This is a genomic window from Pantoea sp. GCM10028869 (genome assembly GCF_042666835.1).
In the GTDB taxonomy this organism is placed as follows: domain Bacteria; phylum Pseudomonadota; class Gammaproteobacteria; order Enterobacterales; family Enterobacteriaceae; genus Pantoea; species Pantoea leporis.
In genome coordinates this window covers 108828-125457 of the sequence record NZ_JBHTGO010000007.1, presented here as the reverse complement: position 1 = coordinate 125457, position 16630 = coordinate 108828, and the positions used below count along the sequence as shown (strand labels likewise).

Sequence of the window (16630 nt, the reverse complement as noted above, 5' to 3'; positions counted from 1 at the left end):
CGAGAGTATTCAGTCATGATTGATCGCGTATTAATTGCCAACCGTGGCGCGATTGCCGTGCGCATTATTCGAACCCTGCAAGCCATGAATATCCGGGCGATTGCCGTATACGCCGAAGCCGACCGTCATGCGCGCCATGTGCGTCTGGCGGATGAAGCCTGGTCGCTCGGTGAAGGTCAGGTGCGAGACACTTATCTCAATCAGGATAAATTACTGGCGATAGCCGCGCAGAGTGGCGCGCAGGCGCTGCATCCCGGTTACGGTTTTCTTAGTGAAAATCCGGAGTTTGTCACGCGCTGCGAAGCGGCGGGCGTGCATTTTCTTGGGCCGAGCGCCGAGCAGATGGCGGCCTTTGGCCTGAAACATAGCGCGCGTGCGCTGGCTGAACAGAATAACGTGCCGCTGCTGCCGGGCAGCGGCTTACTGGCTTCGCTGGCCGAGGCGCAGCAGATGGCGGCGCAGATTGGCTATCCGGTCATGTTGAAAAGCACCGCGGGCGGCGGCGGCATTGGCATGCAGCGCTGTGACGATGCCGAACAGCTAGACGCCGCATTCACCCGCGTGAAGCGCCTGGCAGGCAACAACTTCGCCGACGATGGCGTGTTTTTAGAGAAGTTTATTGCGCGTGCGCGCCATATCGAAGTGCAGATTTTTGGCGACGGCGCAGGTGAAGTCATCGCGCTCGGCGAGCGTGATTGCTCGGCCCAGCGCCGCAATCAAAAGGTGCTGGAAGAGACGCCCGCACCGGGCTTGAGCGCTGCGGTGCGCGCGCAGTTGCAGGCCACCGCCGTAAGGCTGGCGCGGGCGGTGAACTATCGCAGCGCGGGCACGGTGGAATATGTTTATGACGATGCCAGCCAGCAGTTCTGGTTCCTCGAAGTGAACACGCGCTTGCAGGTGGAACATGGCGTCACCGAAATGGTGTATAGCGTTGATCTGGTGCGCTGGATGGTGGAACTGGCGCAGCAAAAATTGCCGCCGCTGGCCGATTTGCAGCCGGTCGCGCAAGGTCACGCCATTCAGGTACGGCTTTACGCCGAAGATCCGGCTAAGCAGTTCCAGCCCAGCGCGGGATTGCTCAGCCATGTGCAGTTCCCGACTACGATTGAGGGCGCTACGCTGCGCATCGACAGCAGCGTTGAGAGCGGCATGGAGGTTTCGCCATTTTACGATCCGATGCTGGCGAAACTTATTGTACATGCCGCAGACCGTGCCAGCGCGCTAGGCAGCATGGCGCAGGCGCTGTCCGCCACCGAACTGTACGGCATCGAAACCAATTTGCTATGGCTGCGCCAGCTGTGCACGCTGCCGGACGTGCAGCAGGGACGCATCATCACCGCCACGCTCGGCACCATGCAGTGGCAGCCGCCAACGCTGGATATTCTCAGCGGCGGCACCTTAACCACAGTGCAAGATGCGCCGGGCCGCATCGGTTATTGGCATGTGGGTGTGCCGCCTTCCGGTCCATTCGACAGCCGCGCGTTCCAGCTGGGTAATCGCCTGTTAGACAATGATGCGCAGGCCGCCGGGCTGGAGATCACCTTGCGTGGCCCGACGCTGCGCTTCAACCAGGCCTGCAGTTTTGTCCTGACCGGCGCGCCGATTGCCGCGCAGCTTGATCAACAAACGATACCGATGCATCAGCGGCTGACGGCGCAGGCCGGGCAAACGCTGACGCTAGGCGAAGTTCGAGACGGCAGCCGCAGCTATCTGCTGCTGGCCGGTGGCCTCGATACGCCGCGCTATCTGGGTAGCCGCAGCACTTTCACCCTCGGCAAATTTGGTGGTCATGCCGGACGCGCGCTGCGCGCCGGTGATGTGCTGCATCTCGCCGCGCCGCAGGTGCTGACAGCGGCCAGCTTGCCGGATAATTTGCTGCCGTCACTGAACGGCAGCTGGCAGCTGCGGGTGATTTACGGTCCGCATGGCGCGCCAACCTTCTTCACCGATGATGACATCGCGGAATTTTTTGCCGCTGAGTGGCAAGTGCACTACAACTCCAGCCGCACCGGCATTCGCCTGATTGGCCCCAAACCGACCTGGGCACGCAGCGATGGCGGCGAAGCGGGCATGCATCCCTCGAACATCCACGACAATGCGTACGCCTTCGGCACCGTGGATTTTACCGGCGATATGCCGGTGATCCTCGGCCCGGATGGCCCATCGCTGGGAGGATTTGTTTGTCCGGCAACGGTGATCGAAGCCGATCTGTGGAAGCTGGGGCAGCTGAAAGCTGGCGATCGCATCCAGTTCCAGCCGATCGAACTTGCCACCGCCGATCAACTGGCGCAGGCGCAGCGTGACGTGATCATCAAACTGCAATCTCAACCGATTACAGTGAACGCGGCGCTGCCCTTAATTGATCCGGTGCTGCACCATCATGCGGCAACGGAGCAACGTCCTTCGCTCAGTATTCGGGCGGCGGGCGACCGTTTTCTGCTGGTGGAATATGGCGATTTACAACTGGATATCGCGTTGCGTTTTCGCGTGCATGCGCTGATGCAATGGTTGGAAGCGCACCCGCTGCCGGGGCAACTGGAATTGACGCCTGGCATCCGCTCGCTACAAATTCATTATGACGCACAAATGTGTGCCAGAAGTGAGCGAGTGGCGCAAATATTGCACGCTGATTTAGCATTGGGTAGCCTGGCCGATGCGGCCGTGCCTGCGCGCACCGTCTGGCTGCCACTTAGCTGGGATGATGCGGCCTGTCGTGAAGCGATTGTGCGCTACGACCAATCCGTCAGACCGAATGCGCCGTGGTGCCCAAGCAATATTGAATTTATTCGCCGCATCAATGGGCTGGATAGCATTGAGTCGGTAAAAGAAATCGTATTTAGCGCCTCTTATTTGGTCATGGGATTGGGCGATGTCTATCTCGGTGCGCCGGTGGCTACGCCACTCGATCCGCGCCATCGCCTGGTGACCACCAAATACAATCCGGCGCGCACCTGGACGGCGGAAAATTCAGTCGGTATCGGTGGCGCTTATATGTGCGTGTACGGCATGGAAGGGCCGGGCGGCTATCAGTTTGTTGGACGCACTATGCAGATGTGGAACCGCGATCGCCCTACAGCTGCGTTTACCCAGCCCTGGTTACTGCGCTTCTTCGATCAAATACGCTTTTATCCGGTAGATGCCGACGAGTTGCTGCAGATTCGTGAGCGTTTCCCGTGGGGCGATTATCCGCTACGCGTGGAACAGGGTGAATTCCGCCTCGCCGACTATCAGGCGATGCTGACGCAGCACGCGCAGGAGATTGATGCCTTCCAGCAGCAGCGCCAGCAGGCGTTTGATGAGGAGTTAGCGCGCTGGCGAGCGGAAGGGCAGTTTACCTTTGATAGCCAGCTGCAAGCGCAGAGCAGCGAAAAGGGTGTGGTGCCAGCCGGTTGTCATCCCGTTGAGAGCCAGGTGGCGGGCAGCGTGTGGCAATGGCTGGTGGAGGAAGGCAGTGAAATCAGTGCGGGGGCCACGGTCGGCATCCTCGAATCAATGAAGATGGAAATTCCGATCGTCGCGCCCGTCAGTGGAAAAATCCATAGTCTGACGCGGCAGTCTGGGCAGCAAGTGCAGGCAGGTCAATTGCTTATGGTGATCGACCCAAAAGTGGCATAAGAAAGAATAAAAAATAATCAGGAATCTGGCAGCAAAGTCGGGGAAATGTCCCATACTTAGAAACCCGAACTATTGTTGCATTGCCCTGACATCTTTTGCAGTGCTCAACAGGCTGTGTCCCGCATCGGTTTGATAATAACTATGCGAAACCGCTTCGGGATACAGCCTGATCGTCCGGTTTCAGCGCCTGGTGGCGCTTACCTCTCTACTTTCACGTGCTTCATAGTGAGTTTTTAAGGAGTTCTCTATGGAATTAAAAGATCCCATGGTCGAGTTGCTCAGCAGCCTTGAGCAGATTGTTTTGACACGTGACGCGAAGCCATCCGTATCAGAAATTTCAATCAATCAGACTACAGTTCCCGAGCCGCAGCGTTTGCGCGAGATGACCGGCATGCAGGTTGACGAATTTGCCCGTGTGATGGGTGTCAGCGTTTCGTCAGTGAAAAGCTGGGAGGCGCAACGTACACGTCCTTCCGCTACGGCGCGTAAATTGATGAAGTTGTTGCAGGCCAACCCTTATTTAGGGCGTCAGCTGCTGGAGTAATCCCTTTTTCGGGATGATCCAACCCGCCTTGATGGCGGGTTTTTTAATTTATGGCGCCATACTTTGCTGCCTGTTTAACGAACCAGCTCTCCGGCACGCTGTACGGCGGTTGCGCTAACTGCGCAAGCCCTTGTTTGATGGTCTGCTCTGCCTGCCGCCAAAGATGGCTATCGCCCTGGCGCAACAGCTGAATCTGAATTTGCTTTTCCACCAGATAGACGCGCGCAAAGTCGGCATCGTACTGCACGATGGCGCGGGTGTTGTCGATGATGTCGGCCAGCTTGATGGTTTGCGCTTCGGGCGAGGCATCGGCGGTATGACGAAAATGCGCCAGCTTGCGTGCGGCGCGGTTTTTTGCCGCAGGCTGCGCGCTGTCGGTGAGCTGGTCCACCAGTTCCGCCACGCGCGGGCCGAAATGGCGTTCGATATCGTCAATGGTGCTGGGCGTGTCTTCTACCGTGTCATGCAGCCAGGCGGCGGCAATCATCTGTTCATCATCGGTAACGCTACGCACTAATTCGGCGACGGCCGCCGGATGCACAATGTAAGGCTCGTCAGTGTATTTGCGACGTTGACCCGCAGCGGCATGCGCCTCAGTGGCATAACGGCGCGCTTGCTCTTCCAGTGAATCTCGCATATTTCACTCTCCCAGAGAAAAGTCGCTTGCAATTATCTAGCGCGCTATTTATATTGAAACCCATGAACAGTAATCAAGATGACAAAAAAGTGAAGCAGGCGCCACTTCAGTTAGATCAGCAGCTCTGCTTTGCACTGTATTCGGCGAATCTCGCGATGCACAAAGTCTATCGCCAGCTGCTATCAAAGCTGGAGATTACCTATCCGCAATATCTGGTGATGCTGGTGCTGTGGAGTCAGGACGATGTGACGGTCTCTGAGATTGGCGAGCAGCTGTTTCTTGATTCAGCAACGCTGACGCCGCTGTTAAAACGTCTGGAGAGCGCGGGTTTATTGCATCGCCAGCGTTCCCGTCAGGATGAGCGTCAGGTTGTGGTAACGCTGACCGATGAAGGTCGTGCGTTGCGTGACAAAGCAGAAAGTATTCCGGAGGCCATTCAGTGCGCAACAGCCTGCGATGACCAGGTGATGGCATCTCTGAAAGCTCAGTTAGACGAGTTGCGCGATAGCCTTTACCGCGCCAATTAATAAACAGGGGAAGTCGCTGTCCCGACAACCCAAAAGATGACGTTCAGGTTTGCGCATAATAAGTAGTGCGCGATTATATAGCGAATTAATGAGGTTATTATGTCTTTAGAAAAAGTTGTTTACACTGCAAAAGCTAAAGCTACCGGCGGTCGTGATGGTCGTGCTACTTCTTCCGACAACGTGCTGGATGTAAAACTGGGCGTGCCAAAAGAGATGGGTGGCGCAGGCGGCGAAGTGACTAACCCGGAGCAGCTGTTTGCTGCAGGTTATTCAGCGTGTTTCCTCGGCGCGATGAAGTTTGTGGCTGGCCGCGACAAGATTTCGATGCCGAAAGATGCGTGGATTGAAGGCGAAGTTGGCATTGGCCCAATCCCGAACGGTTTCGGTATTGAAGCCAAACTGAATATTCATCTGCCAGAGATGGATGCAGCTGAAGCGCAGAAGCTGGTAGATGCGGCACACATCGTTTGCCCATACTCAAACGCAACGCGTGGCAATATCGACGTGACGCTGAACATCATCAACTAATTGATGTTATTCACGATAACAGGCTCCTGTGGGAGCCTTTTTCACATCTGAATAAAACGCTAACCGGTTCGATTAGAAAATTTATCTGGTCTTACCATTGGTTAAATGTTCTACTGCTCGGCTTCGCGCCATCGCCCTTTCGCCAGTCGGAATCGTCCCGATCCTGCATCTTGCGTCACGCTTTTAATGCGGTTTAGCGAACTCTGCTGTCTTTAAACAGTCACATAACGGTTGATACAACGACACCAGGTCGGGAATAGAAAATTTTCATGAATTATATTAAAAGTTTAACGCAGCAAAAGCTGTCTCTGCTGCTTGCGTTATATCTCGGTATCTTACTGAATTTACCGATATTTTATCGCCGCTTTGACGGCTTCTTAACGAAATCCAATATCTCTAACTGGCTCTCTGCAGCGGCGGAAGTGATGGCAGCGGTACTGCTGACTTTCTTCCTGATGCGCTTGCTGTCGCTGGGCGGCAAATGGGTTTACCGCATTCTCGCCACACTCACCGTGATCATCTCTGTTGCCGCCGCCTATTACATGGCGTTCTTCAACGTGGTGATTGGCTACGGCATTATCGCCTCGGTGATGACCACCGATATCGATCTCTCTAAAGAAGTGATTGGTCTGCATTTCGTGCTGTGGATGGTGCTGGTGAGTGCGCTGCCGCTGCTGCTTATCTGGCGCAATAAGCTTAGCCAGACACTGATTGAACAACTTAAAACGCCTGGCCAACGTCTTAAGCCGGTAGCCGTTATGCTGCTGAGCGTGGCGCTGGTCTGGCTGCCGATTCGCTATTTCGACAAGTTGCAGAAGGTGAATGAAGAGATCACCAACATCGATTTGCCGAGCTATGGCGGCGTGGTGGCGCACTCGTATCTGCCATCCAACTGGATTGCCGCGCTGGGCCTGTTCGCCTGGACCAAAGTTGATGAAGAGTGGGATGGCCAGAAGTTACTCGATCCGGCAAAAGAGTTTACTTACGTCGCGCCTGCGGGCCTCGACGATACCTATATGGTGTTTGTGATTGGCGAAACCACGCGCTGGGATCACATGGGCATGCTCGGCTACGATCGTGATACCACGCCGAAGCTGTCGAAAGAGAAGAACCTGGTCGCGTTCCGTGGTGAATCTTGTGATACCGCCACCAAGCTGTCGCTGCGCTGCATGTTCGTGCGCGAAGGCGGCACCATGGATAATCCGGGCCGCACGTTGAAAGAACAAAATGTTTTCGCCGTGTTGAAAGAGCTGGGCTTCACCTCTGAGCTGTTCGCGATGCAGAGCGAAGTGTGGTTCTACGATAACGCTGACACCAATAACTTCTCGTTCCGCGAGCAGATTGGTTCAGAGAAGCGTAATCAGGGCAAAGCGGTCGATGACATGCTGTTAGTGCCGGAGTTGCAGGCCTCGTTACAGCGCTTCCCGAAAGGCAAGCACGTGGTGATTCTGCACACCAAAGGCTCGCACTACCTTTATTCACAACGTTATCCGCGAGACTTCGCGCGCTATCAGCCGGAGTGCATGGGCGTTGATGAGAAGTGCAGTAAGGCGCAGTTGATTAACGCCTACGACAACTCGATTTTGTATGTTGATACCATGCTGGATAGCGTGCTCGATCAGTTGCGTGATAAGAAGGCGATTGTCTTCTACGCCTCCGATCACGGTGAATCAATCAGCGAGAATATGCACTTGCACGGTACGCCGCGCGAGATGGCGCCACCGGAGCAGTTCCGTGTACCGATGATGGTGTGGGCTTCTGATAAGTATCTTGAAGATCCAACCAACCGCAGCAACTTCGAACGTTTACAGGCGCAGCAGCGCGTGGGTAAAACCCATCGCCATGTTGAGCTGTTCGACACCATCATGGGTTGCCTCGGCTACACCTCGCCGGACGGCGGAATTAAAGACGCAAATAATTGGTGTTCAGCACCAGCGGCCGCGCCTGCTAAAGCGCTGTGATTTTTTTGGGGTTGTTGACCGCTGCTTGCTTTCCAGGCGATCAGTTGAGTTTTCAGTAAAAGGCATTGACGCTTTTTTAGCAGCGCAGTAATATGCGCCCCCATCGGCGAGTAGCGCAGCTTGGTAGCGCAACTGGTTTGGGACCAGTGGGTCGGAGGTTCGAATCCTCTCTCGCCGACCATCTTTGAAGAAACCTGCTTTTATAAGCAGGTTTTTTTTCGTCTGTAATTTGTTGGGTCTTGTGCCGATCAGGCTGAAATACAGGGCCGCTCCGTAAAGTCGCCGTGGACACATCCCTGTGGGCTCTGCCGGCGCATCCCTGCGCCGGAAGCTTTACTCCGCGGCCCTGTATTCCATCCTTCTTCAAACTCCTCTGCATTTTTTTAACAGCAAAACAGAAGCCAACCTGGCGATGGGAAGGCGGCTCGTTTAGCAAAGCGTCCGCCGCAGGGATGCGGCGGTCGAGGCTACAGGGACGTATTCACGCCGACTTTGCGTTCGAGCCGCCTTTCCTGAGCAACGCACCGAGCGAATAGCAAAACCCCTAAATATACCCATTCCATCCCCTAAACCAGCAATACTCACCATTATCTCCACTAACTCCCGCGTACCCCACGCCAAATCGAACCCGCGCGCTTAATTCGCGAAACATTCTTCTTATGACCGGTTTATGCATCATGCTGATTTCTTATACCATTTCCCTAGCACATTCCGCTGCCTGAACGTCATAACGCACGCAGAATCGTTCAGATATTCAACATTTACCAATAAGTTTTGTGTGTTTTTTAGCGGTGATAATCACTGCTATTTGACTACATAGCCAGATAATCACGCGGCATTGAGCGCTTTATCACCTTTTTTAATTTTGGCTTAGGCTGTGAAGGGTGTTTTTTATCGTTGCTTGCACTTAGTCACACTCTATGTAAATAACCCCACACTGTATTGACGTTCATTGCAACTGTTGACAAATTGATGCGTCAATAAAATGTAGAGAAGGACGTGTCTGACAGATTCCACGGTGCCAGCACAAAAAAATAACCGCTCACATTTTGCTTACTCTTAATTGACCTGCCCGAACCGCATAAAAAAATCAGAGGTCGGGCGACGCACACAACATCACATCACAATGGAGCAAAACATGATCAACTCCCTGGCTAAATCCAGGATGCTGAAGGTCGGTCTCAGCCTGATTGCTATGACCGTTGCCGCTGGTGTCCAGGCGAAAACCCTCGTTTATTGTTCAGAAGGTTCGCCGGAAGGCTTCAACCCGCAGCTCTTCACATCGGGCACCACCTACGACGCAAGCTCGGTACCGATCTACAACCGACTGGTTGAGTTCAAAACCGGTACCACCGAGCTGCAGCCAGGTCTGGCAGAAAAATGGGATGTCAGCGCGGACGGTAAAACTTATACCTTCCACCTGCGTCAGGGCGTGAAGTGGCAAACCACCAAAGACTTCAAGCCAACCCGCACCTTCAATGCCGATGACGTCGTGTTCTCCTTCGAGCGTCAGCTCGACAAAAACAACAAATATCACGGTGTTTCTGGCGGCAGCTACGAATACTTCGAAGGCATGGACATGCCTAAGCTGATCGCCAAAATCGAAAAAGTTGACGATTACACCGTACGCTTCACCCTGACGCGTCCTGAAGCGCCGTTCATTGCTGACCTCGGCATGGACTTCGCCTCAATCATTTCTAAAGAATATGCCGACAACATGCTGAAAGCGGGCACGCCTGAGAAGCTGGACCTCAATCCAGTGGGCACCGGTCCGTTTGTACTGCAGCAGTATCAGAAAGACTCGCGCATTCTGTATAAAGCTAACCCAGACTTCTGGGGCACCAAGCCGAAGATTGATCGCTTAGTGTTCTCCATCACGCCAGACGCCTCTGTGCGTTATGCGAAACTGCAGAAAGGCGAGTGCCAGGTCATGCCGTACCCGAACCCGGCCGACATCGCCAGCATGAAGAAAGACGATAAAATTAACCTGATGGAACAGCCTGGTTTGAACGTTGGTTACCTGTCGTTCAACACCGAGAAAAAGCCGCTGGATAACGTGAAGGTGCGTCAGGCACTGACCATGGCGGTGAACAAACAAGCCATCATTGATGCCGTTTATCAGGGCGCTGGCCAGGCCGCGAAAAACCTGATCCCACCCACCATGTGGGGCTACAACGACGACATCAAAGATTACGCTTACGATCCTGAGAAAGCCAAAGCGCTGCTGAAAGAGGCAGGCATGGCGGATGGTTTCTCCATCGACCTGTGGGCAATGCCGGTTCAGCGTCCATACAATCCGAACGCACGTCGCATGGCGGAAATGGTTCAGGCTGACTGGGCGAAAATTGGCGTGAAAGCCAAAATCGTCACCTTCGAATGGGGCGAGTACCTGAAACGCGCGAAAGCCGGTGAACACCAGACGGTGATGATGGGCTGGACCGGTGATAATGGGGATCCGGATAACTTCTTCGCCACGCTGTTCAGCTGTGCAGCGGCGAAAGACGGTTCTAACTACTCACGTTGGTGCTACAAGCCGTTTGAAGATTTGATTCAGCCAGCCCGTGCTGAAGCCGATCACAACAAACGTATTGAACTGTACAAACAGGCTCAGGTAGTGATGCATGACCAGGCTCCAGCGCTGATCATCGCTCACTCAACCGTCTACGAGCCAGTGAGTAAGAAAGTCTCTGGTTATGTGGTTGATCCATTAGGTAAACATCACTTCGAAAACGTCGATATCCAGGAATAACCTTTCGGATTATCGCGGTCAGGGCCAGCATTGCTGGCCCTCGGGCGGCACCTTCGCCGCCCGTATTCCGCTCTTTTTTTCCGGCAAATTCTACTAATGAAGCGCTTCTTGCGTCGCGTCCGCCTTTGGCTGGCTGCGAGTGTTGAGCAATGTTGTCCCCGGCGGTAACGCTGTGGGAAATGTCAGAGAACCAGGCTTATGCTGCAATTCATACTCCGACGTTTGGGCCTTGTCATCCCAACGTTCATCGGTATCACGTTATTGACCTTCGCGTTTGTCCACTTGATCCCCGGCGATCCGGTACTGATCATGGCTGGCGAACGCGGTATCTCTCCTGAACGTCACGCGCAATTGATGGCGCAGTTTGGCCTCGATCAGCCGATGTGGAAGCAATACATCACCTACATCAACGGCGTCTTACACGGTGACCTCGGCATCTCGCTGAAAAGCCGTATCCCGGTTTGGGACGAATTCGTACCACGCTTCAAAGCTACGCTGGAACTGGGCATCTGCGCCATGTTGTTCGCGGTCGCTGTCGGCATTCCTGTTGGCGTGCTGGCCGCGGTGAAACGCGGCTCGATCTTCGATCACACCGCCGTGGGCATCTCGCTCACCGGTTACTCGATGCCGATTTTCTGGTGGGGCATCATGCTGATCATGCTGGTCTCGGTGCAGTGGAACCTCACGCCGGTCTCCGGGCGCGTCAGCGACACCATCTTCCTCGACGACAGTCATCCGCTCACCGGCTTTATGCTGATCGATACGCTGTTCTGGGGCGAAGAGGGCGATTTTAAAGATGCGGTGATGCACATGATTCTGCCGGCCATCGTGCTCGGCACCATTCCGCTGGCGGTGATCGTGCGTATGACGCGCTCCTCGATGCTGGAAGTGCTGGGTGAAGATTACATCCGCACCGCGCGCGCCAAAGGGCTGACGCGTATGCGTGTGATTGTGGTGCATGCGCTGCGTAACGCCATGCTGCCGGTCGTCACCGTGATTGGTTTGCAGGTTGGTACGCTGCTGGCCGGTGCGATTCTGACCGAAACCATCTTCTCGTGGCCGGGACTCGGTCGCTGGCTGATCGAAGCGCTGCAACGCCGTGACTATCCGGTGGTGCAGGGTGGCGTGTTGCTGGTGGCGATTCTGATCATCGTGGTCAACCTGCTGGTTGATCTGTTGTACGGCGTGGCCAATCCACGTATCCGTCATAAGAAATAAGGGGGAATCATGTCTGCTGTTGATCCCGCAAGCGTAACTGCTGCACCCAAGCCGATGACCCCGTTGCAGGAATTCTGGCACTACTTCAGGCGTAACAAAGGCGCGGTTATCGGCCTGGTTTACATCGTTCTGATGCTGTTAATCGCTATCTTTGCTGATGTGTTGGCACCGCACGCACCGGCTGAGCAATTCCGTGATGCCTTGCTGCATCCGCCGGTTTGGCAGGAAGGCGGCAGTTGGAGCTACATCCTCGGTACCGATGACGTGGGCCGCGATGTGCTGTCGCGCCTGATGTACGGCGCGCGCCTGTCGCTGCTGGTTGGCTGCATGGTCGTCGTGCTGTCGCTGATTCTCGGCGTGATATTTGGCCTGATGGCTGGCTACCTTGGCGGCGTGGTTGACGCCATCATTATGCGTGTGGTCGATATCATGCTGGCGCTGCCAAGCCTGCTGCTGGCATTGGTGCTGGTGGCAATCTTCGGTCCGTCGATCGTTAATGCCTCGCTGGCGATTACCTTCGTCGCCTTGCCGCACTATATCCGTCTGACGCGTGCTGCGGTGCTGGTTGAAGTTAACCGCGACTACGTTACCGCCTCAAGCGTGGCGGGTGCCGGTACGCTGCGCCAGATGTTCATCAATATTCTGCCTAACTGCCTGGCACCGCTGATCGTGCAGGCATCATTAGGTTTCTCCAACGCCATCCTCGATATGGCGGCGTTGGGCTTTCTCGGTATGGGGGCGCAGCCGCCAACGCCGGAGTGGGGCACCATGCTCTCCGACGTGTTGCAGTATGCGCAAAGTGCCTGGTGGGTGGTGACATTCCCTGGAGTGACCATTCTGCTAACGGTTCTGGCATTCAACCTCATGGGCGATGGTTTGCGTGATGCACTCGACCCGAAACTCAAGCAGTAAAGAGGCACCGAGATGGCGTTATTAAATGTAGACAAATTATCGGTGCATTTCGGCGACGAAAAAACACCGTTCCGTGCGGTTGACCGCATCAGCTATCAGGTCGAGCAAGGCCAGGTAGTCGGCATCGTCGGGGAATCCGGTTCCGGTAAATCGGTCAGCTCGCTGGCGATTATGGGCCTGATTGATTATCCCGGCCGCGTGATGGCCGAGAAACTGGAATTCAATCAGCGCGACCTGCAGAAAATCTCCGAAAAAGAGCGCCGCCAGTTGGTGGGCGCCGAAGTAGCGATGATCTTCCAGGACCCGATGACCAGCCTCAACCCTTGCTACACCGTGGGTTTCCAGATCATGGAAGCGCTCAAGGTGCATCAGGGCGGCAGCAAACGTACCCGTCGTCAGCGCGCGATTGATCTGCTCGATCAGGTGGGCATTCCAGACCCGGCTTCTCGCCTGGATGTGTATCCGCATCAGCTGTCGGGCGGGATGAGCCAGCGCGTAATGATCGCGATGGCGATTGCCTGCAAACCGAAGCTGCTGATCGCCGATGAGCCGACCACCGCGCTCGACGTGACCATTCAGGCGCAAATCATCGAACTGCTGCTGGAGTTGCAGAAGCAGGAGAATATGGCGCTGATCCTGATTACCCACGATCTGGCGCTGGTGGCCGAAGCGGCTCAGCACATCATCGTGATGTATGCCGGACAAGTGGTGGAGAGCGGTAAAGCAGTGGATATCTTCAAAGCGCCGCGTCATCCCTACACGCAAGCCTTGCTGCGCGCGCTGCCGGAGTTTGCTGCCGACAAAGCGCGTCTGGCCTCGCTGCCTGGCGTGGTGCCGGGTAAATACGACCGCCCAACCGGCTGCCTGTTAAATCCGCGCTGCCCGTATGTGACCGATCGCTGCCGCCGCGAAGAGCCGGAGCTGCGCGACATTCCTGGCCGCCAGGCCAAATGTCACTTCCCACTGGATGATGCCGGGAGACCGACTTATGAGTCTTGATAACGATAAGCAGGATTACCTGCTGCAGGCGATTGACCTGAAAAAACACTACCCGGTGAAGAAAGGTCTGTTTGGCCAGGAACGTCTGGTCAAAGCGCTGGATGGCGTCTCGTTCAACCTCGAACGCGGCAAAACGCTGGCGGTGGTCGGCGAGTCTGGCTGTGGTAAATCCACGCTGGGCCGCTTGCTGACGATGATTGAAACGCCGACCGAAGGCCAGCTGTTCTGGCACGGTCAGGATCTGTTGAAACACGATCCGCAGGCGCAGAAACTGCGTCGCCAGAAAATTCAGATCGTGTTCCAGAACCCGTATGGCTCGCTCAATCCGCGTAAGAAAATCAGCCAAATTCTGGAAGAGCCGCTGGTGATCAACACCTCGCTGACCAAAGCGGAGCGCAAGGAAAAAACGCTGGAGATGATGGCGAAGGTTGGCCTGAAAACCGAGCATTACGATCGCTATCCGCACATGTTCTCGGGCGGCCAGCGTCAGCGTATCGCTATCGCGCGTGGTTTGATGCTCGATCCTGATGTGCTGATCGCCGATGAGCCGGTCTCGGCGCTCGACGTGTCGGTGCGAGCGCAGGTGTTGAATCTGATGATGGATTTGCAGCAGGATTTAGGTTTGTCCTACGTCTTCATCTCGCACGATCTCTCCGTGGTGGAACACATCGCCGATGAGGTGATGGTGATGTATCTCGGCCGCTGTGTTGAGAAGGGCAGCAAAGAGGCGATCTTCAGCAATCCGCGTCATCCTTACACGCAGGCACTGCTGTCGGCGACACCACGCCTCAACCCGGACGATCGCCGCGAGCGCATCAAACTGACGGGCGAGTTGCCAAGCCCGCTCAATCCGCCGCCGGGCTGTGCGTTTAACGCACGCTGCCGTCGTCGTTTTGGCACCTGCGTTCAGCTGCAGCCAAAACTGAAGCAATATGGCGATCAGCAAATCGCCTGCTTCGCGGTGGATCAGGATGAAAATCAGCCGGTAGGCGTGTCATAAATTACTGCCATAAATGAATCAAGGCTCCTGCGGGAGCCTTTCTTTTTGCTGATTAATACATGAGATAAATTAACGACAAAAAGGGTTACTGCCAAAGCCCTGACAAAAGCATTACGCCACTGCATCTGTGAACAATTGGTCCTGATTTAGATATATAGCGTAAAGGCAAATTCCTATTTTCATCATCATTGTGTGAGCAATGTCACTGCAGAATAAAATCCATAACTTGCAGCGCAGTAGAGGTTTTTCAGTAGCTTAGGTTAAAATCCCCTGCGTGATTATTTCTGTTAATTGATACTAATTAATCTCCGTCCATAAATAACTGCATGCTTTTTGCATTCCCGCTTTTTCAATCTTAAAGATAGAATTGTTTTATTGAATGCGCTGTTTTAGTAATCAGATTTGTCTCACCGTCTTTTAATGTGTGTGATATATTCGCGGAAAATTCTCTCCCGCTTTTACAGGCTCTGATCATGAAGAATTACGACGATCTGCAGCGTTTTAAAGAGAAAACGCAGACGCTTGACATCGCTTTTAAGGATATGTCCGGTCAATCGCAGGAAGCCGATCAAAGTCAGTGGGCGTTACTGCGTCAATTGACCACCGAACAAGAGCCTGAATTAGGCAGCGGTCAGCGCATTGATATGCCGCAACCACAGCCGATTCGCGGGGATGAATTCAGCGCACCGCCGGAACCGGCTCAGGCTGCACCAGCCAGCCCGACGCGCGCATCGATTCTCGATAGCCTGAACGCACCTGCCGCCGCGCAACCGGAGAGCGGCTCATCGCTGTTTCCGCCCGCGCCGTCGGTTAAGCCGCTCTCCTCTGCGACGCCATTAGCGCCGAAAGCCACGCTGGTCGAGCGCCAGGCGACAACCTCACTGTTTCCACCAGCAAAACCTGCCGCCGCGCCAGCCGCTCAGCCTGCTGCTGTTGCCGCACCGGCAGCTCCCGCGCCAATCGCGCCAGTGCCTGTGCCAACCCTGGCCGCTGCGGTTGAACCGGCACGTCCGGCTGCGCCGGCCCCGTCTCGCTTTGGTGCGCTGTTCCGCTCGCGTCCAGCCGAGCCGGCTAACCTGTCAAAAGAAACACCGTTAAAACCGCTACTGGAGAAGATTGCGCTATGCCGTTAGTTTGTGTGTGCTCGCCAAAAGGGGGAGTAGGGAAAACCACCATGGCGGCCAACCTTGCGTGGAGTCTGGCTCGCGCTGGCAGCAAGGTATTGGCAATCGATTTCGATGTTCAGAACGCCTTGCGCCTGCATTTCGGTGTACCGCTGAATGATGGTCGCGGCTTTGTGGCACGCTCTGAAGATCAGGCTGACTGGAGCCAATCGATTCTGACCACCGGCGGCAATATTTTCGTCATGCCGTATGGCGAGGTGAGCGAAGAGCAGCGTGAACGCTTTGAAGAGAACCTGGTAAAAGATCCGCATTTCCTGAAACGCGGGCTGGATACGGTGCTGAATTATCCGGGACTGGTGATTATCGCCGATTTTCCCCCCGGTCCGGGTCCGGCGCTTAAAGCAATGCAGGCACTTGCCGATATGCATTTAGTGGTGATGTTAGCGGATACCGCATCGGTCTCGTTGCTGCCGCAAATAGAAAATGACCGCATGATCGGTCGGCCGCTGAATAATAAACGTGGTCACTATTTTGTCCTTAACCAGAGCGATAACCGCCGCAATATTAGCCGTGAAGTCACCGCTTTTATGCAGCAGCGGTTGGGTGAGAACTTATTAGGCGTGGTTCATCGTGATGAAAGCGTCGCGGAAGCCAATGCCTCGCAACAATCGGTTTATGATTTCAGCCCAGCGTCTGCAGCTGCGTTTGATATCGAATTAGTGGCAAAACGCGTAGCCAATATCCTGGATATCACCGTGGGTAACGGCGAAGTTCAGGCACCTTTTCGCAGCCACTATTAATAATGAGGCCGACTCC

13 protein-coding genes and 1 tRNA gene are annotated in these 16630 nt (G+C 55.0%); 13 read left to right on the top strand and 1 reads right to left on the bottom strand.

Annotation, left to right across the window (positions count from 1 at the left end; translation table 11 throughout):
* Window positions 1-15: 15 nt before the first annotated feature.
* Both uca and ACFQW4_RS18105 read left to right on the top strand, forming a co-directional pair.
* Window positions 16-3615 carry an urea carboxylase gene (gene uca, locus ACFQW4_RS18110; RefSeq protein WP_377726501.1) on the top strand — a complete coding sequence of 1200 codons (3600 nt, stop codon included), beginning with the start codon at window positions 16-18 and terminating at the stop codon, window positions 3613-3615.
* Between the two features lie 247 nt (window positions 3616-3862).
* The gene (locus tag ACFQW4_RS18105; RefSeq protein ID WP_008104629.1) at window positions 3863-4159 is read left to right on the top strand and encodes an HTH-type transcriptional regulator; all 297 of its coding nucleotides are present in this window, start codon (window positions 3863-3865) and stop codon (window positions 4157-4159) included.
* Window positions 4160-4202: 43 nt separating this feature from the next.
* On the opposite strand, the gene ACFQW4_RS18100 is transcribed toward ACFQW4_RS18105, so the two are convergent.
* Entirely contained in the window at window positions 4203-4796 is a 594-nt protein-coding gene (locus tag ACFQW4_RS18100) for an HD domain-containing protein (protein ID WP_101763808.1), read from the bottom strand.
* Window positions 4797-4858: 62 nt separating this feature from the next.
* Here ACFQW4_RS18100 and ACFQW4_RS18095 point away from each other — a divergent pair, with 62 nt between their 5' ends.
* From ACFQW4_RS18095 to bcsQ, 11 genes are all read left to right on the top strand, one after another.
* Entirely contained in the window at window positions 4859-5323 is a 465-nt protein-coding gene (locus ACFQW4_RS18095) for a MarR family winged helix-turn-helix transcriptional regulator (protein ID WP_101763807.1), read from the top strand.
* A gap of 99 nt (window positions 5324-5422) precedes the next feature.
* On the top strand, window positions 5423-5851 hold the full coding sequence (locus ACFQW4_RS18090; protein ID WP_101763806.1) for an organic hydroperoxide resistance protein: 429 nt from the start codon (window positions 5423-5425) through the stop codon (window positions 5849-5851).
* 269 nt (window positions 5852-6120) lie between these two features.
* Window positions 6121-7812: a kdo(2)-lipid A phosphoethanolamine 7''-transferase gene (gene eptB / locus ACFQW4_RS18085; protein WP_377726497.1), complete on the top strand. Its 1692-nt coding sequence runs from the start codon at window positions 6121-6123 to the stop codon at window positions 7810-7812.
* Window positions 7813-7916: 104 nt separating this feature from the next.
* Window positions 7917-7993 (top strand) — tRNA-Pro (locus tag ACFQW4_RS18080).
* A 957-nt stretch (window positions 7994-8950) separates the two neighbouring features.
* A complete protein-coding gene (gene dppA / locus ACFQW4_RS18075) occupies window positions 8951-10561 on the top strand; it encodes a dipeptide ABC transporter periplasmic-binding protein DppA (protein WP_101763804.1) in 1611 nt (536 codons plus the stop codon).
* Between the two features lie 198 nt (window positions 10562-10759).
* A complete protein-coding gene (gene dppB, locus ACFQW4_RS18070; protein WP_377726495.1) occupies window positions 10760-11779 on the top strand; it encodes a dipeptide ABC transporter permease DppB in 1020 nt (339 codons plus the stop codon).
* 9 nt (window positions 11780-11788) lie between these two features.
* Complete coding sequence (dppC, locus tag ACFQW4_RS18065) at window positions 11789-12691, top strand: dipeptide ABC transporter permease DppC (RefSeq protein WP_110867893.1); 903 nt, start codon at window positions 11789-11791, stop codon at window positions 12689-12691.
* 12 nt (window positions 12692-12703) lie between these two features.
* The gene (gene dppD / locus ACFQW4_RS18060) at window positions 12704-13690 is read left to right on the top strand and encodes a dipeptide ABC transporter ATP-binding protein (protein WP_008104610.1); all 987 of its coding nucleotides are present in this window, start codon (window positions 12704-12706) and stop codon (window positions 13688-13690) included.
* Window positions 13680-14690: a dipeptide ABC transporter ATP-binding subunit DppF gene (gene dppF, locus ACFQW4_RS18055; RefSeq protein ID WP_137384884.1), complete on the top strand. Its 1011-nt coding sequence runs from the start codon at window positions 13680-13682 to the stop codon at window positions 14688-14690. The genes dppD and dppF overlap by 11 nt, the downstream gene beginning before the upstream one ends.
* 473 nt (window positions 14691-15163) lie before the next feature.
* The gene (gene bcsO, locus ACFQW4_RS18050; protein ID WP_101763800.1) at window positions 15164-15823 is read left to right on the top strand and encodes a cellulose biosynthesis protein BcsO; all 660 of its coding nucleotides are present in this window, start codon (window positions 15164-15166) and stop codon (window positions 15821-15823) included.
* Window positions 15814-16614, top strand: a complete 801-nt coding sequence (bcsQ, locus tag ACFQW4_RS18045) for a cellulose biosynthesis protein BcsQ (RefSeq protein ID WP_101763799.1) — start codon at window positions 15814-15816, stop codon at window positions 16612-16614. Before bcsO ends, bcsQ begins: the two co-directional genes overlap by 10 nt.
* Window positions 16615-16630 lie beyond the last annotated feature (16 nt).